At 73.0% G+C, this 26,400-nt stretch carries 20 protein-coding genes; 12 read left to right on the forward strand and 8 right to left on the reverse strand.

Annotated elements, in window-relative coordinates:
- Positions 1-64 precede the first annotated feature (64 nt).
- Entirely contained in the window at positions 65-853 is a 789-nt protein-coding gene (locus EKD16_RS16630) for a glycerophosphodiester phosphodiesterase (RefSeq protein ID WP_131099223.1), read from the forward strand.
- A gap of 224 nt (positions 854-1,077) precedes the next feature.
- Here EKD16_RS16630 and EKD16_RS16635 read toward each other — a convergent pair whose 3' ends face one another.
- From EKD16_RS16635 to EKD16_RS16645, 3 genes are all read right to left on the reverse strand, one after another.
- Positions 1,078-2,271: an FAD-dependent monooxygenase gene (locus tag EKD16_RS16635; RefSeq protein ID WP_131099224.1), complete on the reverse strand. Its 1,194-nt coding sequence runs from the start codon at positions 2,269-2,271 to the stop codon at positions 1,078-1,080.
- The gene (locus EKD16_RS16640; protein ID WP_207391324.1) at positions 2,268-2,885 is read right to left on the reverse strand and encodes a TetR/AcrR family transcriptional regulator; all 618 of its coding nucleotides are present in this window, start codon (positions 2,883-2,885) and stop codon (positions 2,268-2,270) included. Before EKD16_RS16640 ends, EKD16_RS16635 begins: the two co-directional genes overlap by 4 nt.
- A gap of 424 nt (positions 2,886-3,309) precedes the next feature.
- Positions 3,310-3,870 carry an ATP-binding protein gene (locus EKD16_RS16645; RefSeq protein WP_131099225.1) on the reverse strand — a complete coding sequence of 187 codons (561 nt, stop codon included), beginning with the start codon at positions 3,868-3,870 and terminating at the stop codon, positions 3,310-3,312.
- Positions 3,871-4,356: 486 nt separating this feature from the next.
- Here EKD16_RS16645 and EKD16_RS16650 point away from each other — a divergent pair, with 486 nt between their 5' ends.
- From EKD16_RS16650 to xylA, 4 genes are all read left to right on the forward strand, one after another.
- Complete coding sequence (locus EKD16_RS16650; protein WP_131099226.1) at positions 4,357-4,602, forward strand: DUF397 domain-containing protein; 246 nt, start codon at positions 4,357-4,359, stop codon at positions 4,600-4,602.
- A 593-nt stretch (positions 4,603-5,195) separates the two neighbouring features.
- Positions 5,196-6,107 (forward strand): helix-turn-helix domain-containing protein, encoded by a 912-nt coding sequence (locus EKD16_RS16655; RefSeq protein ID WP_131099227.1) that lies wholly within the window; start codon positions 5,196-5,198, stop codon positions 6,105-6,107.
- 297 nt (positions 6,108-6,404) lie between these two features.
- Entirely contained in the window at positions 6,405-7,796 is a 1,392-nt protein-coding gene (gene xylB / locus EKD16_RS16660; protein ID WP_131099228.1) for a xylulokinase, read from the forward strand.
- Between the two features lie 64 nt (positions 7,797-7,860).
- Positions 7,861-9,018 carry a xylose isomerase gene (xylA, locus tag EKD16_RS16665; RefSeq protein WP_131102681.1) on the forward strand — a complete coding sequence of 386 codons (1,158 nt, stop codon included), beginning with the start codon at positions 7,861-7,863 and terminating at the stop codon, positions 9,016-9,018.
- A 109-nt stretch (positions 9,019-9,127) separates the two neighbouring features.
- On the opposite strand, the gene EKD16_RS16670 is transcribed toward xylA, so the two are convergent.
- Complete coding sequence (locus EKD16_RS16670) at positions 9,128-10,300, reverse strand: NAD(P)/FAD-dependent oxidoreductase (RefSeq protein ID WP_131099229.1); 1,173 nt, start codon at positions 10,298-10,300, stop codon at positions 9,128-9,130.
- Positions 10,297-10,629 (reverse strand): bifunctional 3-phenylpropionate/cinnamic acid dioxygenase ferredoxin subunit, encoded by a 333-nt coding sequence (locus tag EKD16_RS16675; RefSeq protein ID WP_131099230.1) that lies wholly within the window; start codon positions 10,627-10,629, stop codon positions 10,297-10,299. The genes EKD16_RS16670 and EKD16_RS16675 overlap by 4 nt, the downstream gene beginning before the upstream one ends.
- A 407-nt stretch (positions 10,630-11,036) precedes the next feature.
- Between EKD16_RS16675 and EKD16_RS16680 the strand changes: the two genes are divergently transcribed.
- Genes EKD16_RS16680 through EKD16_RS16690 form a run of 3 tightly spaced genes read left to right on the forward strand, consistent with a single transcriptional unit; the run spans position 11,037 to position 15,914 of the window.
- The gene (locus EKD16_RS16680) at positions 11,037-13,526 is read left to right on the forward strand and encodes a GcvT family protein (protein ID WP_131099231.1); all 2,490 of its coding nucleotides are present in this window, start codon (positions 11,037-11,039) and stop codon (positions 13,524-13,526) included.
- Between the two features lie 40 nt (positions 13,527-13,566).
- A complete protein-coding gene (gene solA, locus EKD16_RS16685; RefSeq protein WP_131099232.1) occupies positions 13,567-14,742 on the forward strand; it encodes an N-methyl-L-tryptophan oxidase in 1,176 nt (391 codons plus the stop codon).
- A gap of 8 nt (positions 14,743-14,750) precedes the next feature.
- The gene (locus tag EKD16_RS16690; RefSeq protein WP_131102683.1) at positions 14,751-15,914 is read left to right on the forward strand and encodes an aromatic ring-hydroxylating oxygenase subunit alpha; all 1,164 of its coding nucleotides are present in this window, start codon (positions 14,751-14,753) and stop codon (positions 15,912-15,914) included.
- 86 nt (positions 15,915-16,000) lie between these two features.
- On the opposite strand, the gene EKD16_RS16695 is transcribed toward EKD16_RS16690, so the two are convergent.
- Together EKD16_RS16695 and EKD16_RS16700 are read right to left on the reverse strand one after the other, a co-directional pair.
- Positions 16,001-16,936, reverse strand: coding sequence for a fumarylacetoacetate hydrolase family protein (locus EKD16_RS16695; protein WP_165498586.1), 936 nt, complete (start codon positions 16,934-16,936; stop codon positions 16,001-16,003).
- A 311-nt stretch (positions 16,937-17,247) separates the two neighbouring features.
- Positions 17,248-18,048: an IclR family transcriptional regulator gene (locus tag EKD16_RS16700; protein WP_165498587.1), complete on the reverse strand. Its 801-nt coding sequence runs from the start codon at positions 18,046-18,048 to the stop codon at positions 17,248-17,250.
- Between the two features lie 197 nt (positions 18,049-18,245).
- Between EKD16_RS16700 and EKD16_RS16705 the strand changes: the two genes are divergently transcribed.
- A complete protein-coding gene (locus tag EKD16_RS16705) occupies positions 18,246-19,982 on the forward strand; it encodes an IlvD/Edd family dehydratase (protein ID WP_131099235.1) in 1,737 nt (578 codons plus the stop codon).
- Between the two features lie 208 nt (positions 19,983-20,190).
- Positions 20,191-20,961, forward strand: a complete 771-nt coding sequence (locus tag EKD16_RS16710; RefSeq protein ID WP_131099236.1) for an IclR family transcriptional regulator — start codon at positions 20,191-20,193, stop codon at positions 20,959-20,961.
- Between the two features lie 163 nt (positions 20,962-21,124).
- Here the strand turns inward: EKD16_RS16710 and EKD16_RS16715 are convergent, their stop codons facing one another.
- Complete coding sequence (locus EKD16_RS16715) at positions 21,125-22,567, reverse strand: GntP family permease (protein ID WP_131099237.1); 1,443 nt, start codon at positions 22,565-22,567, stop codon at positions 21,125-21,127.
- Between the two features lie 401 nt (positions 22,568-22,968).
- Between EKD16_RS16715 and EKD16_RS16720 the strand changes: the two genes are divergently transcribed.
- Both EKD16_RS16720 and EKD16_RS16725 read left to right on the forward strand, forming a co-directional pair.
- Positions 22,969-23,937 carry a U32 family peptidase gene (locus EKD16_RS16720; protein ID WP_131099238.1) on the forward strand — a complete coding sequence of 323 codons (969 nt, stop codon included), beginning with the start codon at positions 22,969-22,971 and terminating at the stop codon, positions 23,935-23,937.
- Positions 23,938-24,211: 274 nt separating this feature from the next.
- Positions 24,212-25,693 (forward strand): aldehyde dehydrogenase (NADP(+)), encoded by a 1,482-nt coding sequence (locus EKD16_RS16725; protein ID WP_131099239.1) that lies wholly within the window; start codon positions 24,212-24,214, stop codon positions 25,691-25,693.
- Positions 25,694-26,400 lie beyond the last annotated feature (707 nt).

Below are 26,400 nucleotides of genomic sequence, written 5' to 3' on the forward strand. Positions count from 1 at the left end.
TGGCACTGTGGTCTGCATACCCGGCGGCCGTCCATCGCCGGTTCCACGCTCTGGAGACCGATCCATGACGCTGGCGATCGCCCTGCGCGGCGACACATCCCGTTTCCGCGAGAACACGCTGCCCGCGATCCGCTCGGCCATCGCGGCGGGGGCCGACGTGCTCGCCGTCGACCTGCGCACCACCGCCGACGGACACGTGGTCGCGGTGCGCGAGGACGACGCGGATCCCGCGCAGAGTCCGCGTCCGCGTCCACGGCGGGCCGCCGACCGCCCCGAGCTGGTGGAGACGCTGTCCGGACTGGCCGCGCTCGGCTCCGACGTCGAGCAGCGCATACCCACACTCATGGAGGTGCTGGCCGAGACGGCCGGCGGCCCGGCTCCCTGTTCCCTGCTGTGCGAGGTGGACGACGCGCAGACCGCGCTGGCGGCCGAGGCGGTGATCGGCGAGCACGGCCTGGGCGATCGCGTCTGCTATACGGGGTCGATCGACACGCTGCACGCCCTGCGCAGCCACCGGCCCGCCCTGCCGATCGCGCTTCGCTGGGACCTGCCCTCGCTGCCGGCACCCGAGGTCTGGGAAGCGCTGCGTCCCGCCGTGTTCAGCGCCGACCACCGCATCCTGACCCGGGATTCGGTGCTGGAGATCCAGCGGCACGGGTACCGTGTGGCCGCCTGGACGGTGGACGACTTCACCGAAATGGTGCGTGTCGCCGGCATGGGCGTGGACGCGATCGTCACCGCCGACATCGGCGAACTGGTCAAGCTGACGCGCAACGGCGGGCAGCAGGCCGCCGAATCCGGAGCGCACGAATACCCGGTCACGACGCCCGGAGAGGGCATCGGTTCGCCGTAAGAAAGAACTGAATTCAGTTCATTCGCGGAATACGGTCGGCTGACGCGAGAACCCACGAAGGGGCGGCGTGCCTGCTTTTCCCTGAAACGGCATGAGAACAGCGCTAACCTCGAATAGGCCGATGGCGAATTCATCGGCGGCTTCTCGACCGCGTCCCGCTCCCCGGCGCTGCAGAGAAGACCACTGACGGCCGAACTTTCCCACGACGCCGATGCGCACCCCGATCAGCCGCCGCGTGACCCGGCAGTCCGCGAAGGTGTCGGCAGGACGACGGACTTTCCGGTCAGCGAGCCGGCGATGAAGCGCTCCACGCCGGGCAGCCGCGACAGGCGCAGGGCGACGCGGCGCCTCCACAGCATCGCCTGCGTGTCGGGCAGGAAGGCACGTGCTCCCCGGCGCCCGACCTGCTGCTTCTCCGCCACGACGGGCTGCCATTCGCGCTGGTAACGCTGCAGGGCGTCCTCGACCGAGTCGCATGCGGCCAGGTGCTCGGCCAGCACGTAGGCGCCCGCCACGGCCAGCGATGCGCCCATGCCGGCCAGCAGCGACACCGCCTGGCAGGAATCGCCGAGCAGGGTGACGCGGCCGCGGTTCCACTCCGGCATGCGGATCTGGGCGACCTGGTCGTAGTAGATCTCCTCCGGTGGCGGGCACGACTCCAGCGCGCGCGGGACCAGCCAGCCGAGCGAGTCGTGGATCTCCCGCAGCGCGGCGCGTTCGTCGTCCGGGCGCGTGGGGTCGGGGGTGCGGTGGACCGCGAACGTGGCGACGCGGCCGCCGGGCAGCCCGTACAGGCCCATCAGCCGGTCGACGCTGTCGGTCATCCAGAAGTCGTCGCCCAGCCGGTCGTGCATTTCGGTGTCGGTGAAGACGTAGGCGGCGGTGTGGAAGCCCAGGTAGCGGATGTAGCTTTCTTCGGGGCCGAAGACGAGCGCGCGCACGCCGGAGTGGATTCCGTCGGCGCCCACGAGCAGGTCGGCCTCCAGTTCGCCGCCGTCCGTAAGAGTGAGGCCCACCCCGTCGGAGCGGTTGTCCAGGGCCGCGATCGAGGTCGAGTACCGCACGTCGACACGCTCGGAGAGCTGCTCCCGCAGGCCCTGTTCCAGGTCGGGGCGCATGATGCTGAGCAGGCGCCCGCCCACGGCCCGGGCGAAGCGGTCGTAGTCGAGTACGCCGCGCGTCCGGCCTTCGGCGTCGACATAGCGGACCCCGCCGACGCGGTGGCTCAGCTCGCGCAAGCGCGGGAGCACGCCCATCGCCTCCGCGGCCTCGTAGCCGGCGCCGAAGAAGTCCATCATGTACCCCTGCGGCCGGGGACCGGGCGCCTTCTCCAGCACCACGACCTCGAACCCGAGTGCGTCGAGGCGCTGTGCGAGGGCCAGCCCCGCGATGCCCGCGCCGCATACGGCGATCCTCATCGCCGATCACCTCCACCTTCCGTGTCGTCGTCGGTGCCCCCGCCGGGGGCGGGAGCGAGCAGGCGGCCCAGTACCGGGGCGAGGGCGGCCCCGCTGAGGCCGGGCGTCAACGCGCGGTGCAGCAGGACGCCGTCGACGGCCGCCGTCAGCACCGCGGCCGTCCTCTCGGGGGCGGCCACCCCGTGGCGCAGCAGCAGCTCCTCCAGCCGGGTGCGGAATTCGGCCACCACGGCGGAGATCTCGCGGCGCAGCGCGTCGTCGCGGGTGGCGGCGAGGTAGGCCTCGATGAACAGCAGCGACTCCGGGTCGAGGCCGGTCGTCTCCTCCAGTTCGGCGAGCAGACCGTCGAGCACCTGCCGGGCGTCGTCGGCGCCGTCGAGCGACTCCGGCATCCGGCTGAGGTGGTCGCGCATGGCGCCGACGGCGGCTTCGCTGAGCAGCGCGTGTACCGAGGCGAAGTGGTAATGCACCAGCCCCGGTGCAACGCCGGCGCGCTCGGCCAGCATGCGGGTGCTGACCGCCGTCCAGCCGCGCTCGGCGATCAGTTCGCAGGCGCTCGCGAGCAATCGGCGGCGCACCTCACGACCGCGCTCGGCGGTGGTGGTTCGGGCCACGCGTCTCCCTTCCCGCTTGCCGCGGCGGGGCAGTCCGCCGCGAGCTCGGCGCGGTCCACCCAGGTGCGGCGGTGCCGCATCGTCTCGGGCGACCGCGCTTATCGGTCGTCTGCCTTGGTCGAATGTATTGGTCGTACGCCCAAGATAGCGGACATGCGTACACCACGCCAGAGAAGCGGCTGCGACAGCAGGGGCGCGGGGGCCTGGCGCGGGATCTCAGCAGGGGCCGATCCGCGTGGGGAGGCGCAGACGCCGATCGCCGGCGAGCCGGGGCTGAATCTGGGAACTACTGCCGCGGCCCCGGTGCGGCGCACCGGACCGGCGGGCGGCCCGGCGCTCCACCCGGGATGAAAGCGGGCGCCGCCGCCGGGACCGGCGGCGGCGCCCTATCCGGAAGGGCGAGGGATCGAAGCGGTGGTGCCCCTCAGGGCGCGTCGGGAATGGAGAACGCCGCCCAGACCACCTTTCCCTGCCCGTCGAGGATGTTCCAGCCCCAATCGGAGCTGTAGCAGTCGATGAGCCGCAGGCCGCGGCCGCCTTCGCCGAAGCCCTCCGGCTCGCCCATCACCGGTGCCGACCGGCTGGGGTCGAACACCATGCAGGTGAGTTCACCGCCGCCGCGGACCAGGCCGAACTGGATCGACCACTCCGAGAGCATCCCGGAGTCGACGGGCGCGGCGTGCCGGCAGGCGTTGGTCACCAGCTCCGAGGCGACCAGGCGCAGGTCGCAGGAGAGTTCCTCCAGGCCCCAGTCGCGCAGCACGCCAGCGGCGAAATCGCGGGACTGCTTGACCGACGTGGGATGGAAGCCCAGCCCGCACACCGCGGTGATGGGGCGGATGAAGTGCTCCCCCACGGGCAACGGCGCCAGGGACAGACCTTGCCATCCCCCGGGCACGTTGCCGACGCGGGCCGCCGGGACTCGGGCGCTGCCGGACTCCAGGAACAGGCCACCGGCTCTGAAGTGGGCAGAGTGCGCAGTCATCGCGCTCCTTGCGCTGTCGGGCTCGCACCGTACGGGTTCACTTGCATCCCCATCTCTCGTCGCTTACAGACGTAAGCACGAATGCATGTGCAAAACAGAGTCTAATGAGAAGAACGCCGCGTGTCCCCCCTGAAGCCGTTCGTTATGAAAACTTAAGCGAACCGGACCGGCGCCCGCACGTCTCCAACCGCAGGCCGGCGACGTCTATGCAGCGCACAGCATCGCCTGCGAGCACTGCCTCCGAACCGCCCGCTGAGCAGGCAGATCAGCGAACCGGCGAACCCTGGGAAGTTATGGCCAAAGGTCCCGATTCGCACCAAGCATCCCAACTTGCGCCAAGTTCGACGCTTTGGCGCTTATCGCCGCAGTTAACGTGGTTTACTGACGCAAGCACCCCTGCAAGCACATATGCACGTGCATCCGATAGTCTGCGCGCGGGTCGCGGATGATCTTGGTACCGCGACAGGATGGAAAGAGAGAGCACAGATGCAGCAGACCTACAACGGCATCCCCGCCAGCAGCATCCGGGACGCCGTGTGGCGCAAGTCCGAGCTCAGCAACCCGAGCGGCAACTGCGTCGAGGTCGCCCGCCTCCCGGACGGCGCGATCGCGATGCGCAACTCGCGCCACCCCCACGGTCCCGCCTTGATCTACACGCCGGCGGAGATGACGGCCTTCGTCCGCGGGGCCAAGCAGGGCGAGTTCGACCACCTGATCGACTTGATCGACTGAGCCGCGGCTGCCGGCAGGCGGCCCGGCGCGGGTGGCCCGCAGCGCGACCGGATCCGAGGATGGGACGGTCCGCGCTCTCGCGAACCGCCCCCGCCCCACCTTGACCCCCGCGACGAACGCCGGGGATGGCCGGGCCGACCGGGCACCCCATCGCCCTCCCCCGCTCCCCGCGGCAACCGCCGCCGAACGACGCGGCGCCGAAGCGTTCCCGATTACCCCGCGAATCCCGCGCGTTCTCCGCCCGCACACGCGTCGCGCGCGCAGACGCGATTGCGGCCTCCCGGTTGCCACTGCGATCAGCGGTTCTCATCCCATTCCACATGGAAATCCGTCACCGGGTCCCGCAATGGCCGCGTAATTCAACGACCGACCCGGCGACGCCTACCCGGCCGCGCTGCGCGTGCACCGCCGGAACCGCGGGCCCGGCAATTCGACCCGACGATCGACGAATCGCTCGGGTTTCCATCTGGTCACAGGGTGTACACCCGAAGCTCACCCGCCGCGCCACCGAACCTGCGGATCGTTCCCGCGCAATTGCCGCAACCGCCGCTATTCTGATTCACTGGCTCGGTCAGCTGCTCTGGGAGGGCAAAATGGAGATAGCGCGACCGGAAGAGGACAGCACTCCTCCAGCGAACGTACTCGCCCAGCCACGGGGCGGGCCCACCGTGTTGCGCATCCTGCTCGGCACCCAGTTGCGGCGACTGCGCACCGACAAGGGCATCAGCCGGGAGGACGCCGGATACGAGATCCGCGCCTCCCACGCCAAGATCAGCCGCTTGGAGCTGGGCCAGGTCAGCTTCAAGGAGCGCGACGTAGCGGACCTGCTCTCGCTTTACGGGGTCGACGACACCGAGGAGCGCGAGACCCTCCTCTCCCTGGCCCGCCAGGCCAACAATCCCGGCTGGTGGCACAAGTACAGCGACGTGCTGCCGAGCTGGTTCGAGGTCTACGTCGGCCTGGAAGAGGCCGCCTCGATCATCCGCACCTACGAGCTCCAGTTCGTTCCCGGGCTGCTGCAGGCCGAGGAGTACGCCCGCGCGGTGATCATGCTGGGGCACGGCAACGCCCCGGTCGACGAGATCGACCGCCGGGTGCACCTGCGTATGGCCCGCCAGCAGCGCCTGACCGGCCCGAACGCCCCGCGGCTGTGGGCGGTCGTCGACGAGGCCGCGCTGCGCCGCCCCCTCGGCGGCACCCACGCCATGCGCCAGCAGCTTGAGCACCTGATCGAGATGGCGACGCTGCCCAACGTCACGCTGCAGATCGTGCCGTTCGCCCGAGGCGGGCACGCGGCGGCGGGCGGCCCGTTCAGCATCCTCCGCTTCACCGGCGCCGACCTGCCCGATGTGGTCTACCTGGAGCAGCTGACCAGCTCGGTCTACTTCGACAAGCCCGAGGAGACCGACCACTACATGGCGGTGATGGACCGGCTCTGCCTGGAGGCCGCCCCGGCCTCGGAGACACCCCGGTACCTGCGCCGCATCCTCGACGACCTGGGTTGAGCCGCTCGGGCGGAGGTTGGCCGGGCCGGCCCGGCCCCATCCCGCCTGTGCCGAGTACCGGAGCCCGCCCGCGTTCAAGCGCGCTCGCTTGCGGCTGCTCCGCGTGTACCCGCGAGCACCGCGCGTTCCGGCGACGGCCGACCACCAGCGACTTTCCTGCTGCGGCGGGATTGACTTTTGATTAGTCCGGAGACCAAACTAATCCCACATGGCGTCCGTGTCCGTCACACGCGCCGCCCCGCCCCCTACCCCTAAGAACAGATCCTCACCGATCACGACGCGCTTGGAGGTCCGACGATGCTGGTCGCGGGAGTGGACTCGTCCACTCAGGGCACCAAGATCGTGGTACGCCGTGCGGACACCGGCGCGCTGGTCCGGCGCGCGCAGGCGCCCCATCCCGACGGCACCGAGATCGACCCCGAGGTGTGGTGGCAGGCCCTCCTCGACGTCTGCGGCGACGGCATCCTGGAGGACGTCGCCGCGGTCGGCGTGGGAGCCCAGCAGCACGGCATGGTCGCCCTCGACGGCGGCGGCGAGGTGGTGCGCCAGGCGCTGCTGTGGAACGACACCCGCTCCGCCGACGCCGCCCGGGACCTCGTCGCCGAACTGGGCGGTCCGGGCGAGTGGGCGCGCGCGGTCGGCAGCGTCCCCGTGGCCAGCCTGACCGTCACCAAACTGCGCTGGCTGGCCGAGCACGAGCCCGCCAACGCCGCCCGCACCGAGCAGGTGATGCTCCCCCACGACTGGCTGACCTGGCGGCTGCGCGGTGGCACCGACCCCGTCACCGACCGCGGCGACGCCTCGGGCACCGGCTACTTCGACACCGCAGCGGGCACCTACCGCCCCGAGTTGCTGCGCATGGCCTTCGGCCGCGAACTGGGCCTGCCGCGCGTCGCCGGGCCCGCCGAGAACGCCGGGCCCGTCCAGGTGCCCGGCCTGCCCGGCATCGGCGCGGTGGCCCCCGGCACCGGCGACAACATGGCCGCCGCGCTCGGCTTGGAGGCCCGGCCCGGCGACGTCGTCGTGTCGCTGGGAACCTCCGGTACGGCCTTCGCCGTCTCGGAGAAGCCGGTCGCCGACGCCTCCGGCCTGGTCACCGGGTTCGCCGACGCCACCGGGCGGTTCCTGCCGCTGGTCGCGACCCTCAATGCCGCCCGCGTGCTCGACGCCGGGGCGCGGATGCTGGGCGTGGACCTTGAGGAGTTCGGCCGGCTCGCGCTCTCGGCCCCGCCCGGAGCCGAGGGCCTCACACTGCTGCCCTACCTCGACGGCGAGCGCACCCCCAACCTGCCCGACGCCACCGGGCGCCTCGACGGCATGACGCGGTCCAACCTGCACCCCGCGGCCATCGCCCGCGCGTTCGTCGAAGGCATGCTCTGCGGACTGGCGGACGCCGTCGACGCGCTGACCGCACAGGGCGTTCCCGTCCACCGCGTCCTGCTGATCGGTGGCGCGGCCCGCTCCGCCGCGGTGCGCTCCATCGCGCCGCAGGTGCTGGGCCGGCCCGTCGTCGTGCCCGAACCGGGCGAGTACGTCGCCGACGGCGCCGCCCGCCAGGCCGCCTGGGTGCTGGCCGGCACTGCCGAGCCGCCGGAGTGGTCGGGCCCCGGCGATGCGGAGGTCTACGAGGCCGACCCCGCGCCCGGCGTCCGCGAACGCTACTCCCGAGTGCGCAGCGCACTCGTTTGACAGGCCGGAGGGACCGGCCGGGGGGGGACCGGAGCCCCAACCTCTGAGATTGAGCGAGGACCCGATGAACGACTACCAGCCCGCCCGCGAGGACAAGTTCACCTTCGGCCTGTGGACGGTCGGATGGCGCGGCGTCAACACCTTCGGCGAGCCGGTCCGCCCGGTGCTGGACGCCGTCGAGGCCGTCCGCCGCCTCTCCGATCTGGGCGCCTACGGTGTCACCTTCCACGACGACGACCTGATCCCGCCCGGCAGCGACGCCTCCACGCGCGAGCAGATCCTCAAGCGGTTCCGCGGCGCGCTGGAGGACACCGGCCTGGCGGTGCCGATGGTCACCACCAACCTGTTCAGCCACCCCGTCTTCCGCGACGGCGGGTTCACCTCCAACAGCCGCGACGTGCGCCGCTACGCCCTGCGCAAGGTCATCCGCAACATCGACCTGGCGGCCGAGATGGGCGCCGAGACCTACGTGTGCTGGAACGGCCAGGACGGCGCCGAGACCGAGGCGGGCAAGAACGACCGGGCGCAGCTGGACCGGCTGCGCGAGGCGTTCAACATCCTGTCCGACTACGTGCGCGAGCAGGGCTACGGACTGCGGTTCGCGCTGGAGCCCAAGCCCAACGAGCCGCGCGGCGACGTGCTGCTGCCCACCGTGGGCCACGCGCTCGCCTTCATCAACGAGCTGGACCACCCCGAGATGGTGGGCGTCAACCCCGAGGTCGGCCACGAGCAGATGGCCGGGCTGAACTTCGCGCACGGCGTCGCCCAGGCCCTGTGGCACGACAAGCTCTACCACATCGACCTCAACGGCCAGCGGGGGGTGAAGTACGACCAGGACCTGCGCTTCGGCGCCGGCGACCTGAAGGAGGCGTTCTTCCTGGTCGACCTGCTGGAGAACGGCGGTTACACCGGCCCGCGCCACTTCGACTTCAAGCCGCCGCGGACCGAGGACATGGAGGGCGTGTGGGCCTCCGCCGAGGGCTGCATGCGCAACTACCTGATCCTGCGGGAGAAGTCGAAGGCGTTCCGCGCCGACCCCGAGGTCCGCGCCGCGCTGGACGCCTCGCGCGTCGGGGAGCTGTCGGTGCCCACGCTCGGCGAGGGCGAGTCCGTCGCCGATCTGCTCGGCGAGGAGCTGGACCTTTCGGCGGTGGGTGAGCGCGGCTACGGCTTCGAGCGCCTGGACCAGCTCGCCCTGGACCACCTGATGGGCGTGCGCTGAGCCGCTCCGCGGCCTCGTCGGCGGGCCCGGGCCGCGGGAGGCGGCCCGGGCCCGCCCTGTGTCGGGGCGTGGTGGATATCGGCGTCCGGGCCGGGGTGCGGGCGGCGCATCACGCCGGGACGGCCGCCCGGCTCAGGCCGCGGCGCAGTCGGGTGAACGGGCGCGGGCGGTTCATCGCCGCGGCCGCGACCACGGCGCCGTCGCGTTCGTAGACGGCCGCGAACGAGCGCTCCGCTATGGATCCCTCGACGACCCGGGCCTCGTCGCCGGGGCGGGTCCGTCCCGCGAACTGCAGCCGCACCCCGTACTGGTCGGACCAGAAGTAGGGCGTGCGGCGGTACTCGTGCAGCGTCGCCCCGGCGAGCAGGTTGGCCACCGCCACGGCCGGCTGCTCGGATGCGCTCGTCCAGTGCTCGGCGCGTGCACTCGCGCCTTGCGGGCCGCGCAACCGAGCCACGTCGCCCACGGCCGCGACCGAGCCGAACGCCGTGATGAGGCCGTCGTCGCAGACGACACCGTCGTCCAGCTCCAGCCCCGACCCCGCCAGCCATCCGGTGTTGGGGCGGGCGCCGACGCCCATGACGACCACCTCGGCAGGCACCAGAGTGCCGTCGGCGAGCTCGACCCCGGTGACCCTGCCTTCGCCGCGCAGCCCGCTGACGGGCACCCCGCACAGCAGCCGCACCCCGTTGTCGCCGTGCAGCTCCGCGCAGGCGCGGGCGACCTCGGTGCCCAGCACCCCGGCAAGCGGCGCCTCCGCGGCCTCGACGACCGTCGTCTCCAGGCCCAGGGCCCTGCAGGACGACGCGATCTCGGCCCCGATGAAGGAGCCGCCGATGACGGCCACGCGCGGCGAGCCCGCGGCCAGTTCCAAGCGCAGCGCGGCCGCGTCCTCCAGGCTGCGCAGCACGTGCACGCCCGCCAGCCCCGCGGTGCGGGGCAGGCGGTTGGGCGCCGCTCCGGTGGCGACGACCACGGCGTCGGCGGTGATCTCGCCGCCGTCGGCCAGGGCCACGGCGCGTCGGGACGGGTGCAGCCCCACGGCCCGCGTGCCCAGCCGCCAGTCGATCGCCAACTCGGCCTCGTCGTCGGAGTCCAGCAGGGCGAGATCGGCGGCCTCGGTCTTGCCCAGCAGGAAGTCCTTGGACAGCGGCGGGCGGTCGTAGGGCGTCCGGGCCTCGTCGCCGACCACGCTCACCCGGCCCTCGAAGCCCTGCGCGCGCAGCGCGCGGGCGGTCGCGACGCCGGCCAGGGATGCGCCGACCACGGCCACCGCCCTCATGCGGCACCCTCGGCGACGGACTCGGTGACGGCGGCGTGCACGTAGACGCACCCGTCGTCGGAGACGGTGACCGAGTGGGTGCGCACCGGGCGCTTGGCGGGCAGGCAGGTCGGCGCGCCGGTGCGCAGGTCGAAAGCTGCCTCGTGGAGCGGGCACTCGATGAAGCAGCCCTCCAGCCAGCCGTCGGAGAGCGAGGCGTTCTGGTGGGTGCAGGTGTCGTCGACCGCGTAGATCCCGTCGTCCGCGTGGAGAACCGCTATGGGTACATCGGCCATCACCCGCAGCGACTCCCCCTGGGGCAGGTCTTCCAGGTGGCAGGCGTAGATCATGACATCTCCTCTCGGTCTGAGGCGGAAGTGCTGGGTTGTGCTCTGCTGCGCCCCGGGCCGGCGCCAATCGGGGCGGGCACTGCCGAGGGCCCTCGGCTTCGCGGCAGGGGGCGCCGGGGTGCCAGTGCCGGGAAGGTGAGGGCCGAACGCCACATCGGAAGAGTTCAACGGGGAAGATCAACGTCCCCTAATGCGCAACAAAATGCCTATCGTGCAACAGTCTCGGCGGCACGCCGGTCCACCGTCAAGGCCTGCAAAGCCCTACTACTCAGCAACTTCGGCGAAAAATTCGTTAACCCCCCAACTCTTGACGCGGCTCCACCCTCGGATCCAGCCTGTTGATAATCACGCAGTAGTTTGCGTTATGCGCAACCAAGATCGGGTTGTTCGCTCCGAGGGGGACGCACATGAGTACCGCCGCCGCTGCCGGACCGCCGCCCCGCACCCACCGATCCGCGCACCCGCGCGTCGTCGTCATCGGCGCCGGCATCGTCGGCTGCGCGCTCGCCGACGAGCTGACCAGCCGGGGCTGGCGCGACGTCACCGTCCTCGACCAGGGCCCCCTGTTCGCCACCGGAGGCTCCAGCTCGCACGCGCCGGGCCTGGTGTTCCAGACCAACCCGTCCAAGACGATGACCGCGTTCGCGGCCTACACCGTGGACAAGTTCTCCCGCCTCAGCCTCGACGGCCGGTGGTGCTTCCGCGCGGTGGGCGGTCTGGAGGTGGCCGCGACCCGGCAGCGGTGGCACGACCTTGAGCGCAAACTCGGCCTGGCGCGGTGCTGGGGCGTGCGGGCCGAACTGGTGGACGCCCGGGAGTGCGCCCGGATGTGGCCGATGCTCGACCCCGAACGCGTCTACGGCGGCCTGTACACCCCCGACGACGGCCTGGCCAAGGCGGTCCGCGCCGGCGAGGCCCAGGCCCGCGCCGCAATGGCGCGCGGCGCATCCTTCCTGGCCCATCACACGGTTGTGGGCATCGAGCGCGACGGCGGACGGGTGACGGGCGTGGTCACCGACCGCGGCACCTTCCCCGCCGACATCGCGGTCTCGGCGGCCGGCTTCTGGGGGCCGGCGGTCGGGCGGATGGCCGGGGTCGAGGTCCCGCTGCTGCCGATGGCCCACCAGTACGCCTACACCGCACCCGTGGAGGGCGTCGACAACCCGCCGGAGCTGGAGGCGAGCCGCCCGCTGCTGCGCCACCAGGACCGCGACCTCTACTTCCGCGAGCACACCGACCGGATCGGCATCGGCTCCTACGCCCACCGCCCGCTTCCGGTGCGCCTGGAGGACGTCGCGGAGTACGACCGGGCCGCGGTGATGCCTTCGATGCTGGAGTTCACCGCCGCCGACTTCGAGCCGAGCTGGCAGGACAGCGTGGAACTGCTGCCCGCGTTGGCCGACTCCAAGGTCGAGGAAGGGTTCAACGGCGTCTTCTCCTTCACCCCCGACGGTATGCCGCTGCTGGGCGAATCGCGTCGGCTGCCCGGCTTCTGGCTGGCCGAAGCGGTGTGGGTGACGCACTCGGCGGGTGCCGCCAAGGCCGTGGCCGAGTGGATGACCGAGGGGCGCACCGAGACCGACGTGCACGAGTGCGACGTGCACCGGTTCGAGGACGCCCAGCTCTCCCCCGCCTACGTGAGCGACCGCGGCAAGCAGAGCTTCGTCGAGGTCTACGACGTCGTCCACCCGCTGCAGCCCATGGAGCACCCGCGGCCGCTGCGCACCAGCCCCTTCTTCGCGCGCCAGCGCGAATTGGGCGCGTTCTTCCTGGAGGGCGGCGGCTGGGAGCGGCCGTACTGGTACGGCGCCAACGAGCCCCTCGTCGAAGCGGCCGACGAAGGGCGCGGCCGCGACCCCTGGTCGGCACGCTACTGGTCGCCGATCGTCGGTGCCGAGGCCCGCGCCACCCGCGAGGGCGTCGCCCTCTACGACATGACGCCGCTGAAGCGGCTTGAGGTCGCGGGCCCGGGCGCGCTCGCCTTTCTCCAGCACGCCACCACCAACCAGATCGACCGCAAGCCCGGCACGGTCGCTTACACCCTGCTGCTGGACCCGGGGGGCGGCGTGCGCAGCGACCTCACGGTCGCCCGGCTGGACGAGGACGCCTTCCAGGTGGGGGTCAGCAGCAACCTCGACGTCGACTGGCTGCGCACCCACCTGCCCGCCGACGGTTCGGTGGTACTGCGCGAGATCACCGCGGGCACCTGCTGCATCGGCGTGTGGGGGCCCCTGGCGCGCGACCTGGTGCAGCCGTTGAGCGGCGACGACCTCTCCCACACGGGCTTCGGGTTCTTCAAGGCCCGGCGTGTCCACATCGGGCACGTCCCCGTGCTCGCGATGCGGGTGTCCTACGTCGGCGAACTCGGCTGGGAGCTTTACACCGACGCCGACCTGGGCCTGCGGCTGTGGGACACGCTGTGGGAGGCGGGGCGCGGCCTCGGCGCCGTCGCCGCCGGACGCGCGGCCTTCAACAGCCTGCGGCTGGAGAAGGGCTACCGGCTGGCCGGCACCGACATGACCAGTGAGCACGACCCCTACGAAGCCGGTCTGGGCTTCGCGGTGAAGCTCGAAAAGGGCGAGTTCATCGGCCGCGACGCCGCCGCGGCCGCCGCCGAGCGCGCGCCGCGGCGCAGGCTCGGCTGCCTGACCCTCGACGACCCCGACCGCGTGGTCATGGGCCGCGAACCCGTCCTGGTCGACGGGCGGCCCGCGGGCTACGTCACCAGCGCCGGCTACAGCACCACCCTCGGCCGCGGCGTCGCCTACGCCTGGCTGCCCGCCGAGGCCGCCGATCCGGGCACCGGGGTCGCGGTCGAGTACTTCGGCGAGCCGCTGGCGGCCACGGTCGCGGCCGAGCCCCTGGTCGACCCCGAGATGGCGCGCATCCGCCGCTGAGGGCCCGCCCCTCTCCCGCCGAACCGCAGGAGGCACCACCATGCACGACTCCTACGACGTCGCCGTCATCGGCCTCGGCGCCATGGGCGGCGCCGCGGCCTACCACCTGGCCGCGCGCGGGCAGCGCGTCCTCGGGCTGGAGCGCTTCGACCCCGCCCACGACCGGGGGTCCAGCCACGGCGGCTCGCGCATCATCCGCCAGGCCTATTTCGAGCACCCCGACTACGTCCCGCTGCTGCTGCGCGCCTACGAGCTGTGGGAGGCCCTGGAACGCGACTCCGGAGCCGACCTGATGTCCCTGACCGGGGCGCTGATGCTGGGCCGGCCCGACAGCCGCACCGTCGCCGGCAGCCGCGAATCGGCCCGCCGGTGGGGGCTGCCGCACGAGATGCTGGACGCGGCCGACATCCGCCGCCGCTTCCCGACCCTGGCCCCGCGCGACGACGAGGTCGCCCTCTACGAGGCGCGCGGAGGGTTCGTGCGCCCCGAGGCCGCCGTGCGAGCGCACGTCGCCCTGGCCCGGCGGGAGGGCGCCGACCTGCGCTTCCGCGAGCCCGCGCAGACTTGGACGGCCCTGCCCGGCGGCCAGGGGGTGCGCATCACGACCGCCGCGGGCGCCTACACCGCCGAGAGGCTGGTGGTGTGCCCCGGCGCATGGGCTCCCGAACTGCTGGCCGATCTGGGCGTGGAATTCACCGTGGAGCGCCAGGTGCAGTACTGGTTCGCCCCCCGCGGCGGCGCCGGCCCGTTCGCGCCCGAGCGCCACCCCGTCTACGTCTGGGAGGACCCCGGCGGCGTGCAGGTCTACGGCTTCCCCGCCTACGACGGGCCCGAGGGCGGCGTCAAGACGGCCTTCTTCCGGCGCGGCAGCCCGTGCACCCCCGAGACGCTCGACCGCCGCATCCACCCTGAGGAGATCGCCGCGATCAGCGCCCATCTGGCCGACCGCATACCCGAACTGCCGGGCCCGCTGCTGCGGGGCGCCGCCTGCATGTACACCACCACCGCCGACGAGCACTTCGTGGTGGCGCCCCATCCCGAACACCCCCAGGTCACCGTGGCCTGCGGGTTCTCCGGGCACGGGTTCAAGTTCACCCCGGTGATCGGCGAGATCGCCGCCGACCTGGCCACCACGGGCACGACCGCCCACCCCGTCGACCTGTTCGACCCCCGGCCGCGCCGGACCGCAGCGACCCAGCACGAGGTGACGCAGTGACGACTCCCCTGGCAGCGACCGGCCCGGGCGCCGAGGCGGCCGCCGGACCGGCATCAGGCCTGCTCTCCACCCTGCCCGGCCACTACTACACCGATCCCGCACTCTTCGCACGCGAACAGGAGCGCATCTTCGAGGCGGGGTGGTTCTGCGCGGTGCGCAGCGCCGACCTCGCGCGGCCCGGCGCCTTCCGCACCGTGTCCGTGGGCCGGGAGAGCGTCCTGGTCACCCGCAACCGCTCCGGGGACGTGCGCGCGTTCCTGAACGTGTGCCGGCACCGCGGCGCCCGGTTGTGCACCGCCGAGACCGGGGAGGTGCGGCGCTCGCTGCAATGCCCCTACCACGCCTGGACCTACGACCTCGACGGGCGCCTCGTGGCCGCGCCGAACATGGCCGACATGGCTGACGTCCGCCGCGAGGACCGCGGGCTGATCGGCGTGCACGTCCGCGAATGGCTGGGCTACGTGTGGGTGTGCCTCGCCCCCGAGCCGCCGTCGTTCGAGGCGACCGTGCAGGAGGCGGTGACGCGGCGGCTGGGCGACGCCGCGGCCGTCGAGCGCTACGGCGCCGCCGACCTGGCGCTGGGGAGGCGGATCAGCTACGACGTCGCCGCCAACTGGAAGCTCGTGATCGAGAACTTCATGGAGTGCTACCACTGCGGCACCATCCACCCCGAGTTGACCGACGTGCTGCCGGAGTTCGCCGACGGCTACGCCGCGCAGTACTACGTGGGCCACGGTGCCGAGTTCGGCGCCGAGGTCGCCGGGTTCACGGTCGACGGCGGCGCGGGCTTCGACCGCCTCGACGGCGTCACCGAGGGCCAGGACCGGCGCTACTACGCGATCACGGTGCCGCCGCAGGTGTTTCTGAACCTGGTCCCCGACCACGTGATCGTGCACCGGATGTTCCCGCTGGCGCCGGACCGCACCCTGATCGAGTGCGACTGGCTCTACCGTCCCGAGGTGGTCGAGGCGGGTGCCGACCTGTCGCGCTCGGTGGAGCTGTTCGACCGCGTCAACCGGCAGGACTTCGACGCCTGCGAGCGCTGCCAGCCCGCGATGTCCTCCCGCGCCTACCGCGACGGCGGCGTGCTGGTGCCCGTCGAGCACCACATCGCCGAGTTCCACTCCTGGGTGGCCGGGATGCTGGGCGACTCCGCCGCGCAGCCGGACTGAGCGGGCTTCGCCCTCCCCGGTCGGCGGGCCCGGATCCGCGGACCGGGGAGGCGTCCCCGCCGTTCGCGCCGCGGCCGCGGGACGGCTCAGTCGGGCACGGCGGCCCCGGGACCGCGGCGCGCCGGCTCGGCCCGGGCGGCCACGAGCCAGTCGAAGCCCTGCCGACCGCGCACGACCGGGTTGCGCAGCGCACCGACCCCGGAGATGTCGATGTCGACGACGTCGCCCGGCTGGAGGGTGAAGTCCATGCCGGGCACGATCCCGGTGCCGGTGGCGAGCACCGCGCCGTCGGGGAAGGGATAGCAGTCGAACAGGTAGCCCACCAGCTCACCCGGCTCGCGGCGCAGATCGGACAGGGCGACCTCGCCGGAGAACGCCTCCCGGCCGCCGCGCACGACGCTCATCCGCACGCGTCCGGCGCGCAGGTCGGGGACCTCCCAGACGGGGACGATGAACGGGGCGAGCGCGCAGCCTCCGGCGTAGACCTTGGCCTGCGGCAGGTAGAGCGCGTTCTCGCCCTCGATGGAACGGGAGCTGACGTCGTCGCAGACGCCGTAGCCGACGATCTCGCCGTGGGCGTTGATGTAGAGCGCCAGTTCGGGTTCGGGCACGTCCAGCTCGGAGTCGGCGCGGATGCCGATCGGCTCGCCGTCGGTGACCACGCGCCAGGCCACCGACTTGAAGAACAGCTCGGGCCGCACCGCGTCGTAGACCCGGTCGTAGAGATCGGCGCTGTCGCTCTCCTCGCCGCGCGCGGCGCGGGAGCGCTCGTAGGTCACGCCGCCGGCCCACACCTCGGTGCCGCCGTCGACGGGAGGCAGCGGGGCCGCCTCGTCGAGCCGCCCGGCGAGCTGCTCGCCGGATGCGGCCGCGACCAGCTCCCGGATCTCGGCCAGCGGCCTGCGCAGCAGGTCGGCCATGTCGGACACGCCCGGCAGCGGGCGGACCAGGCCCTCGTCATCGTCGCCGACCCCGACGCGTACGCGTCCTTCGGTGTCGGCGAAGCGGAGAATCCCGCGCACTGTTCGCTTCCTTCCCTCGACGGCGTTCAACATGAAGAACAGCGGACACTATGCTGAACGTAGCATTCGGGACGCCTTCCCGTACATCGGCCTGGAAGAGGGATTTGACCTGCGCCACAGCGGCCGCTTAACGTCCCTTTCATCATGCTGACTAACGTTCCACACGTTGAACGCTCGCGTCCAGGGCGCGCCGGGCCCCGGCCGTCAGCGGAGCCGCGGCCGTGAACGAGCCGACGAGACGCACGCGCCGGACGGCCGGCGCCGCGCCGGCGCCGCCCCGCAAGCGCCCGGCGGTGACCCCGCCGGCGGGCCTAGTGGGACTCCGCCGCGCCCATCCGGGCGCCGAGGTCGCGGGCGAGAGCGCGCAGCTCGGCCGCGCGCTCGCGCTGGCGGTCGGCGGATGCGGCGGTGGCCAGGCCGGTGAAGCTCACCGCGGCCGCCTGCCCGCGGGTGGCGGCGCCGGGCACGGTCGCCGCCAGGCACAGCAGCCCGTCGAGGGTCTCCCCCTCGTCCAGGGCGTAGCCCCGCTCGCGCACGGCGGCCAGATCGCGCCGGAGTTCGTCGGGTTCGCTGATGGAGTGCCCCGTCAGGCGCGGCAGCGGCCCCGCCGCCAGGCGCAGCGCGAGTTCCTGCGGCGCCAGTTCGGCCAGCATCGCCTTGCCGGTGGCGGTGGTGGTCGCGGGCAGCGGGCGGCCGATCTGCGAGGCCAGCACGACCGGGTGCCGTCCGTCGCGCCGGGCGAGGTAGACGACCTCCAGCCCGGTCTCGCTGAGCACGGCGAGCTGCACGGTCTCCTCCTGGGAGCCCGCCCGCTCGCGGCAGACGTCCTGGAACTCGCGGACGATGTCGACACCGGCGAGGTAGGCCTCGGCGTAGCCCACCAGGCGCCGCCCCAGCCCGAATCCCTCGGGGGTGCGCCGCAGCAGCCCCGACTCCACCAGCGCGTTGCAGATGTTGGAGACCGAGGACTTCGCCAGGCCGAGCCCGCGGGCCAGGTCGGCCAGCGGCACCGCCTGGCCGCGCCGTTCGGCGAGCAGGTCCAGAATGGCCGCCGCCCGCGTCACCGCCGGCGCCAGCGAGCGGTCGCGCTGCGCCGTCGCCTCGTTCTCCATGCTGGTGTCCGCCTCCCGCACTCGGCCCGCCGTCGCCGCGCGGCGCCGTTCGGCACCCCGCCATTGGTTCAACATACTGAACGATGCGCACCGGTGCACACAGCGCCGCGGCACGGCGGGCACCGCGGCCGCCCCCGAGCACCGGTCCCCCCGCCGGTTCGATTCGCCCATCACCACACCGCAGAGGAGTTCCAGCGATGAGCAGCGCCGACGAGAACGGATCGGCCCGACGCAGCACCCACTGGTTCGGCGCCCGCGGCCGCTCCGGGATGCTGTACCGGTCCTGGATGCGCAACCAGGGCTTCAGCGACGAGGTGTTCGACGGCCGCCCGGTCATCGGCATCGCCGTGTCCGGCTCGGAACTGGCCCCGTGCAACTCCCACCTCTCCCGCATCGCCGAGTCGGTCAAGCGCGGGGTGTGGCAGGCCGGCGGCTTCCCGCTGGAGTTCCCGGTCATGGCCCTCGGCGAGACCGTGCTGCGGCCCACCGCCATGCTCTACCGCAACCTGCTGGCCATGGAGGCCGAGGAGCTGATGCGCGCCAACCCGCTGGACGGGGTGGTGCTGCTGTCGGGCTGCGACAAGACCACGCCCGGCCTGCTGATGGCGGCGGCCAGCACCGACCTGCCCTCGCTGATGATCACCGGCGGCCCGATGCTCAACGGCAAGTTCCGCGGGGAGGACATCGGCTCCGGCACCCACGTGTGGAAGTTCGAGGAGGAGGTCCGCGCCGGGCGGATGACCGAGGCGGACTGCGCCTTCGCCGAATCCTGCATGTCCCGCTCCAACGGCCACTGCATGACCATGGGCACCGCCTCCACCATGGCCTGCATGGCCGAGGCGCTGGGCATGCAGCCGCCCTACGCCGCGACCTGGCCCGCGGTGGACGCGCGCCGCTACGCCGCCGCGCAGGTGTCCGGCCGGCGCATCGTGGAGATGGTGGAGCAGGACGTGCGGCCCTCCTCGATCATGACCCGCGAGGCGTTCGAGAACGCGATCCGGGTCAACGCCGCGATCGGCGGGTCCACCAACGCCGTCATCCACCTGCTGGCGATCGCGGGGCGGCTCGGCGTCGAGCTGAGCCTGGACGACTTCGACGTGCTCGCCCGCGAGGTGCCCACCCTGCTGGACCTGATGCCCAGCGGCCGGTTCCTGATGGAGGACTTCTGCTACGCGGGCGGCCTGCCCGCGGTCATCGCCGAACTGGGCGAGCTGCTGCACACCGACGCGCCCACCGTCACCGGCGAAACCATCAGCGCGGCCGCGCAGACGGCCGAGTGCCACAACCGCGACGTCATCCGCGCCCTCGACGACCCGTTCCAGCCCGCGGGCACGGGCACCGCGGTGCTGCGCGGCAACCTCGCGCCCGGCGGCGCCGTCGTCAAGCAGTCCGCGGCAAGCCCCCACCTGCTCGCGCACCGCGGCCGCGCGAAGGTCTTCGAGTCGCCCGAGGAGTACAACGCGGTGGCCGAGGACCCGGAGTTGGACGTCGACGCCGACACCGTGCTGGTGCTGCGCAACTGCGGGCCGGCCGGGTACCCGGGCATGCCCGAGGTCAGCAACGTCGCGCTGCCCTCCAAGCTGCTCGCCCAGGGTGTCAGCGACATGGTGCGGATCTGCGACGGCCGCATGTCGGGCACCGCCTACGGCACGGTCGTGCTGCACACCTCCCCCGAGGCCGCGGCGGGCGGGCCGCTGGCGCTGGTGCGCGACGGCGACGAGATCAGCCTGGACGTGCCGGCGCGCTCGCTGACGCTGCACGTCGACGACGCGGAGCTGGAGCGCCGCCGCGCCGAGTGGACGCCGCCGAAGCCGCACTCCGACCGCGGCTGGGTGCGCCTCTACACCGAGCGCGTCCTCCAGGCCGAGCGCGGCGCCGACCTGGACTTCCTCGTCGGGTCCAGCGGACACGAGGTGCCGCGCGAGTCGCACTGAGGCCCGCGGGCCTCGGGCGGGGGCGTGCGGGTCGGGCGGGTGTGTGCGCGGCGGCGCGCACACACCGCCCGCGGCCATGCCCGGCGTGTGCGATATATCGAATAATGTTCTATACTTCGGTGTGCAGCAGAACCGCGTTCGCGCCCGCGGCGACCGCGGCCGGTAGCCTCGGGAGCGATCCACCGCGCTCAGGGAGGACCGCACACCCATGGCCCGCCGCACCCCCGCCCTTCTGCGCGCTCTGGACATCCTGGAGCTGTTCACCGACGGGCGGGAGTCGGTCAGCGCGCCCGAGGTCGTCGAGGAGCTGGACCTGCCCCGCACCACGGTGCACGAACTGCTGCACACGCTGGTCGACCGGCAGTACCTGAGCCTGCACCCCGAGATCCCCGGCCGCTACCGGCTGGGCCTGCAACTGTTCCGGCTGGGCAGCGCCTACGGCGAGGGCCTGGACACCGCGCGCACCGGCCAGCAGATCGCCCGCGAGCTGGTCGCGGCGTGCAACGAGACCTCGCACGTGGCCGTGCTCGACGACGTGCACATCGTCTATATCGCCAAGGTCGACAGCTCGCACGCCGTGCGGATGGTCTCCACGCTGGGCGGGCGCATCCCCGCGCACTGCACCGCGCTGGGCAAGGTGCTGCTGTCGGCGCTGCCCGAGCACGAATTGCGCGCGCGGTTCGAGCGGGCACCGCTGCGCGCCATGACGCCGCGCAGCATCACCGACGTGCCCACGCTGCTGGCGGAGCTGGAGCGGGTGCGCGCGGCCGGGACCGCGGTGGAGATCTGCGAGTCCAATCCCGACGTGTGCTGCGTCGCGGCGCCCGTGCGCGACCGCACCGACCAGGTGGTGGCGGCGGTGAGCGTGTCGGTACCGCTGCACCGCTGGTCCGACGAGCGCCGCCCCGAGCTGGAGCGACTCGTGGCCGACGGCGCGCGGCGCTTTTCCGCGGCGCTGGGCGGCCGCGCCCGCCCCTGAGCACGGGCGCGCCCGGGCCGTGCCCGAGGCCGCCCCGGACACGGCGGTGCTCCCGCGCGCGTCAGGCGCGCGGGAGCACGGGGCAGCCGCAGGGGGCGTGCGCCCCCGGGTCGGACCGGGCCGGGCCGCCCGGCGCACGGACCGGGACTCGGCCGCGCCCCGGTCAGAACAGCAGCGCCGACGCCCCGTAGAGCAGGCACACCAGCGCGAACGCCATCACGCCGACCGCGGTGGCCTGCACGGTCCAGGTGCGCAGCGTCGTCTTGGTGTCCATCTCCAAGAAGCCGCGCACCAGCCAGAAGCCGGAGTCGTTGACGTGGGAGAGCACGATCCCGCCGGCGCACATCGCGAGGACGATCAGCGCCAGTTCGAACGGGTTGTGCCCGCCGGCGGCCTGCACCGCCGGTGCCAGCAGGCCCGCCGCGGTCGTCGTGGCCACCGTCGCCGACCCCTGGGCCACCCGCATGACCACCGCGATCAGGAACGCGGCGACGATGAGCGGCAGGCCGAGCGTGTCCAGACCGTTGGCCAGCGCGTCGCCGATCCTGCTTTCGGCCATCACCGTGCCGAACATCCCGCCGGCGCCGGTGAGCAGGATGATCGTGCACACGGGCGCCAGCGCGCGGTCGATGAGGCGCTCCAGCGCCGCCCCGTCGTTGCGGCGGCGCCAGCCCAGCAGGTACAGCGCCGCCAGGACGGTGATCAGCAGGGCGGCCGGAGTCTGGCCCACCGCCTGCAGCGACTGCACCCACAGCGCGTCCTTGCCGACGGCGCCCGCCGCGGCGAGGGTCTCCAGTCCGGTGTTGATGAAGATCAGCACCACGGGCAGGAGCAGCAGGAACAGCAGCACGGGCATGCGCGGCGGCGCGGGGCGGGCCTCGCCGTCTGCGCCGTCGGCCGCGGCGCCGCCGCCGCTCTCGGACTCGCCGTCGCGGGTCCCGGGACCGCCCAACAGCGCCGGGATGGGCACGTTGTGGCGGGCGCCCAGCCACCGGCCGAGCAGGTAGCCGGCGACGTACCAGGTCGGCAGGGCGACCAGGAGGCCGGTGAGGACGACGATGCCCATGTCGGCGCCGACCAGTTGGGTGGCGGCCACCGGTCCCGGGTGCGGCGGCAGCAGCGCGTGCATGGCCAGGAAGGCGCCGGTGGCGGGGAGCGCGTAGAGCAGCACCGAACCGCCCATGCGCCGGGCGACCGAGAAGATGATCGGCAGCATCACCACGAACGCCGCGTCCAGGAAGATCGGGAAGCCGAACAGCAGCGAGGCGACGCTCAGCGCGAGCGGCGCCCGCCGTTCGCCGAACAGGCGGGTGAGGCCGTCGCAGAGCACCTGGGCCCCGCCGGAGACCTCGATGAGGCGGCCGAGGATCGCGCCGAATCCGATCAGCAGCACGACCTCGCCGAGCGTGCTGCCCAGCCCGTCGAGCAGCAGGGGGACGAGTTTGTCCGGCGGGGTGCCGGTGGCCAGCGCGGTCGCGGCGCTGACCAGGATCAGCGCGAGGATCGCGTGCAGGCGCACCTTGATGATCAAGAAGAGCAGGGCGGCGATCGCCAGGACTGCGATGGCGATCAGCCACCCCATGGGAAGGTTCGCGGTTTCTGCCATGGGTGGGGACCTGTCCGGGGATGGTGACTCGGGTGACGGGGGGACGCGGGCAGGGCACGGGGGCGCGGCCGCCCCACCACCGGTGCGGGGGCGGGCGGACGGCCGGTCGCGGTGCCGCGCCCGGAGCGGCGGGGGCGCCGGGATCGGACTGCGTGCGTTGTTCTATATTTCGGACATCGTCTGTTATTTCGTCACCCTAGAGTCGCACTGTGCGCCAGGTCAACCCGCCGGGTGTCGCGACTCACTCCGTAAACACCGCGGTACGCCGCCGTTGACCGGCCCGGACGTCCCTCGTAGAGTGCGTGACGAAATAAAGAACATCATTCGATATACCGAACGCCGAGGGTGCTGCGGCCGCGGCCGCAGCGCCGCGGACCCGGACCACCCCCGTAAGGACCGCCATGACCGACCCCGCGCCGCACCCGGCCCCCGGACACGCGAGCCTCGCAGCGCTCGGCCTGCCCGCGATCGACGCCGACCCGCCCGCCTCGCCACTGGCCTTCCCCGACGGGGGCGCCTGGCGCCTGGAGATCCCCAGCGTCGAAGGACCCCGCGCGCTGGAAGCGGTCCTCTCCGCCGCACGCGAGTGGGACGTTCCCGTGCACCGCGTCTCACAGGGCTCGGGCGTGGGCATGCTCACCGACAGCGAGGTCACCGAAATGGTGCGGGCGAGCGCCGAAGCCGGCGTCGAACTGTGCCTGTTCGCCCGCCCCGGCGCCAACTGGGACATCGGCGCCGCCCACGCCAGCCCGGCCGGATCGGTCTGCGCCCGCAGCAGGGGCACGACCCAGCTCGCAGCGGGAGTGGCCGAGGCCGAGCGCGCCGCGTCCCTGGGCGTACGCAGCCTGCTCGTGGCCGACGAAGGGCTGCTGTGGGTGCTGCACAGCATGCGCCGGCGCGGTGACCTGCCCGCCGACCTGCAACTCAAGGTCTCGGTGATGGCCGGCCCCGTCAACCCGGCCGGACTCGCCGTACAGGAGCACCTCGGCGCCGACACGGTCAACGTCCCCTCGGATTTGACCCTGCACCAACTGGCCGAGCTGCGCGCGGCCAGCCCGGTGACGCTGGACTTCTACGTCGAGGCGCCCGACAACGTCGGCGGGTTCGTCCGCCACCACGAGATCGCCGGGATCATCCGCGCCGCGGCGCCGGTCTACGTCAAGTTCGGCCTGCGCAACGCGCCCGACGTCTACCCCTCGGGCGAACAGCTCAGCACCACCGTGCTCGCCTCCGCCCGCGAGCGCGTCCGCCGGGCCCGCCTGGGCCTGGACGCCCTCGCACGCACACCCCGACCCCCGCGGATGTCCCCGCTCGACCGCCGCGACCAGCCGGCGGGCGTGCGCTTCGCCCGCCCCGGGTCGGCGGTGTGAGCCCGGCCCACCGAACGGGCGGCCGCGGCCGGAGGACCCCCGGGGAACCGTCCCGCCCGCAACCGGCATGGCCGCCGCACGGCGCGGGAAGGGGGTCGGCGCAGCACCCGTTCCGACCGCTGCGCCGATCGCCGCACCGGGACGCCCGGTCCCGGCCGGTTCACCGATCCCGGCCGGTTCGTCGATCCCGGCCGCCGGCGGGGGCGCCGACGTGGTAGGAGAGTAAGGGAAAGCGTATTCCACGCCAGCAGCATGCGACACGAGGAAGCACACCATGACTGAGACAGCCATCCGCGACACCACCGAAGCGGATCTGGACCGCACCCTGGAATCGGCCGCTCAGGCGGCCGAGGGCTTCGCCGCTCTGGCTCCGCGCGAGCGCGCCGGCATGCTGCGCGCCGTCGCCGACGCCGTCGACGCCGCAGCCGCGGACCTGGTGCCGATCGCCCAGCGCGAGAGCCACCTGCCCGAGGCCCGCCTCAAGGGCGAACTCGCCCGCACGACCTTCCAGCTGCGGCTGTTCGCCGGAGTGCTGGAAGACGGCGGCTACCTGGAGGCCACCGTCGACCACGCCGACCCCGACTGGCCGATGGGCGCGCGGCCCGACCTGCGCCGCGTGCTGGAACCGCTCGGCCCGGTGGTCGTGTTCGGCGCGAGCAACTTCCCCTTCGCCTTCAGCGTGATCGGGGGTGACAGCGCCTCCGCACTGGCGGGCGGCAACCCCGTCGTCGTCAAGGCCCACCCCGGCCACCCCGAGTTGTCGGTGCGCACGGGCGAGGTCGTCGCCGCCGCACTGCGCGACGCCGGCGCCCCCGCCGGCACCTTCGCCGTGGTCCTCGGCGAGGAGACCGGACGCCGGGCCGTGCTGCACCCGCGCACGCGCGCGGTCGGGTTCACCGGGTCGATCCCCGGCGGCCGCGCACTGCACGACCTGGCGGCCGGGCGGCCCGACCCGATCCCCTTCTACGGCGAACTCGGCAGCCTCAACCCGGTCTTCGTCACCCGCGCTGCGGCCGGGGCCCGCGCCGACGAGATCCTCAGCGGCTACGTCGACTCCTTCACCCTGGGCACCGGCCAGTTCTGCACCAAGCCCGGCGTGCTGCTGCTGCCGGAGAGCACCGAGGTGGACGCACTCGCCGCGGCGGTCCGGGAGCGCGCGGGCGCCCCGATGCTCAACGAGCGCATCGAGCAGGGTTTCGCGGCGGGCCTGCGCTCGCTGGCGGACCACCCCGCCACCGAGGCCGTCGTCGAGGGCGGACCGGGCGAGGGCGCCGACGGCACCACCGTGTGGACGCCGTCGCTGGTGCGCACCACGGCCAAGCGGTTCCTGGAGCACGCCGACGAACTGCTGGAGGAGCGCTTCGGCCCGGTCTCGCTGGTGGTGAGCTACGCCGACCCCGCCGAGGCGCTGGAGGTCGCCGAGCGCCTGCCCGGCCAGCTCACCGCCACCGTCCAGGGCGAGGACACCGACGAAGAGGCCGGCCCGCTGCTGGAGCGCCTGCGCCGCCGCGCGGGCCGCGTGCTGTGGAACGGCTGGCCCACCGGCGTCTCCGTCAGCCACGCCATGCACCACGGCGGTCCGTACCCGGCGACGACGTCGGTCCTGCACACCTCGGTCGGCAGCACCGCGATCCGCCGGTTCCTGCGCCCGGTGTGCTACCAGCAGGTCCCCCAGCACCTGCTGCCCGACTCCCTGCGCGAGGACAACCCGCTCGCCATCCCCCGCCGCGTCGACGGGGAGCTCCGCCTCCCCTGAGGCTTCCGCCCCGCGGCCGCGCCCGGTTCCGCTACCAGTAGCGGGCGCGGCTGCCGGCGGGGGCGGCGAGGGGCGGCGACGGGCGGCCCGGGGCCGCCGGGCGGCCTTCATGGTCTGCCGGGCGAGGGGTGGACTTGACTGAAAAGCGGCGGCGACGGTGGCGGATGGCTGGGCCCGCGGTTGACGAGTCGGGGGCCCGCCGGTGACGCACCCGGCGAAGCGGCGACGGCGCCAGCAGGGCCAGCGGGGCCGGAAGGACCGAGTTCGCGGTGGTCGGAGCGACGATCGCCGGCCCCAGTTGCGGGTGGGCGGGCCCGGGGGCCGCCCAGTTGTCGGCGCGGGCCTGACGCGGGGCTCCCGGCGGGGGATGCGGCCGGGTCGGGGCCACGAGATGCACGTACGTGCGGCGGCATCGGCCTCGGCGCCGCCCCGAAGTGCCGCCCCCGCACCCTCATTCCTCGATATGAAACAACACGGGGTATTTTGCCCAACAATGCCCGAATTCTCGGTCGGTCGGCCGCCGCGCTACGGCGGCGACGCCCCACGAAGCGCACCGAATGGCGCAAAAAACGCCCCCGACATCAACTTTTCGTGCGCCTCGTAGCCGCCACGACCGCCGACGCCGCCCGCAAAACGGGCATAGACCCACAAAAGCCCACCCCGTCGGGGGGGGGTTGAGCCCCCGGTGGCCGCGCCCGGGCGCCACG

The sequence above is a fragment of the Streptomonospora litoralis genome, assembly GCF_004323735.1.
GTDB classification, from domain to species: Bacteria; Actinomycetota; Actinomycetes; order Streptosporangiales; family Streptosporangiaceae; genus Streptomonospora; species Streptomonospora litoralis.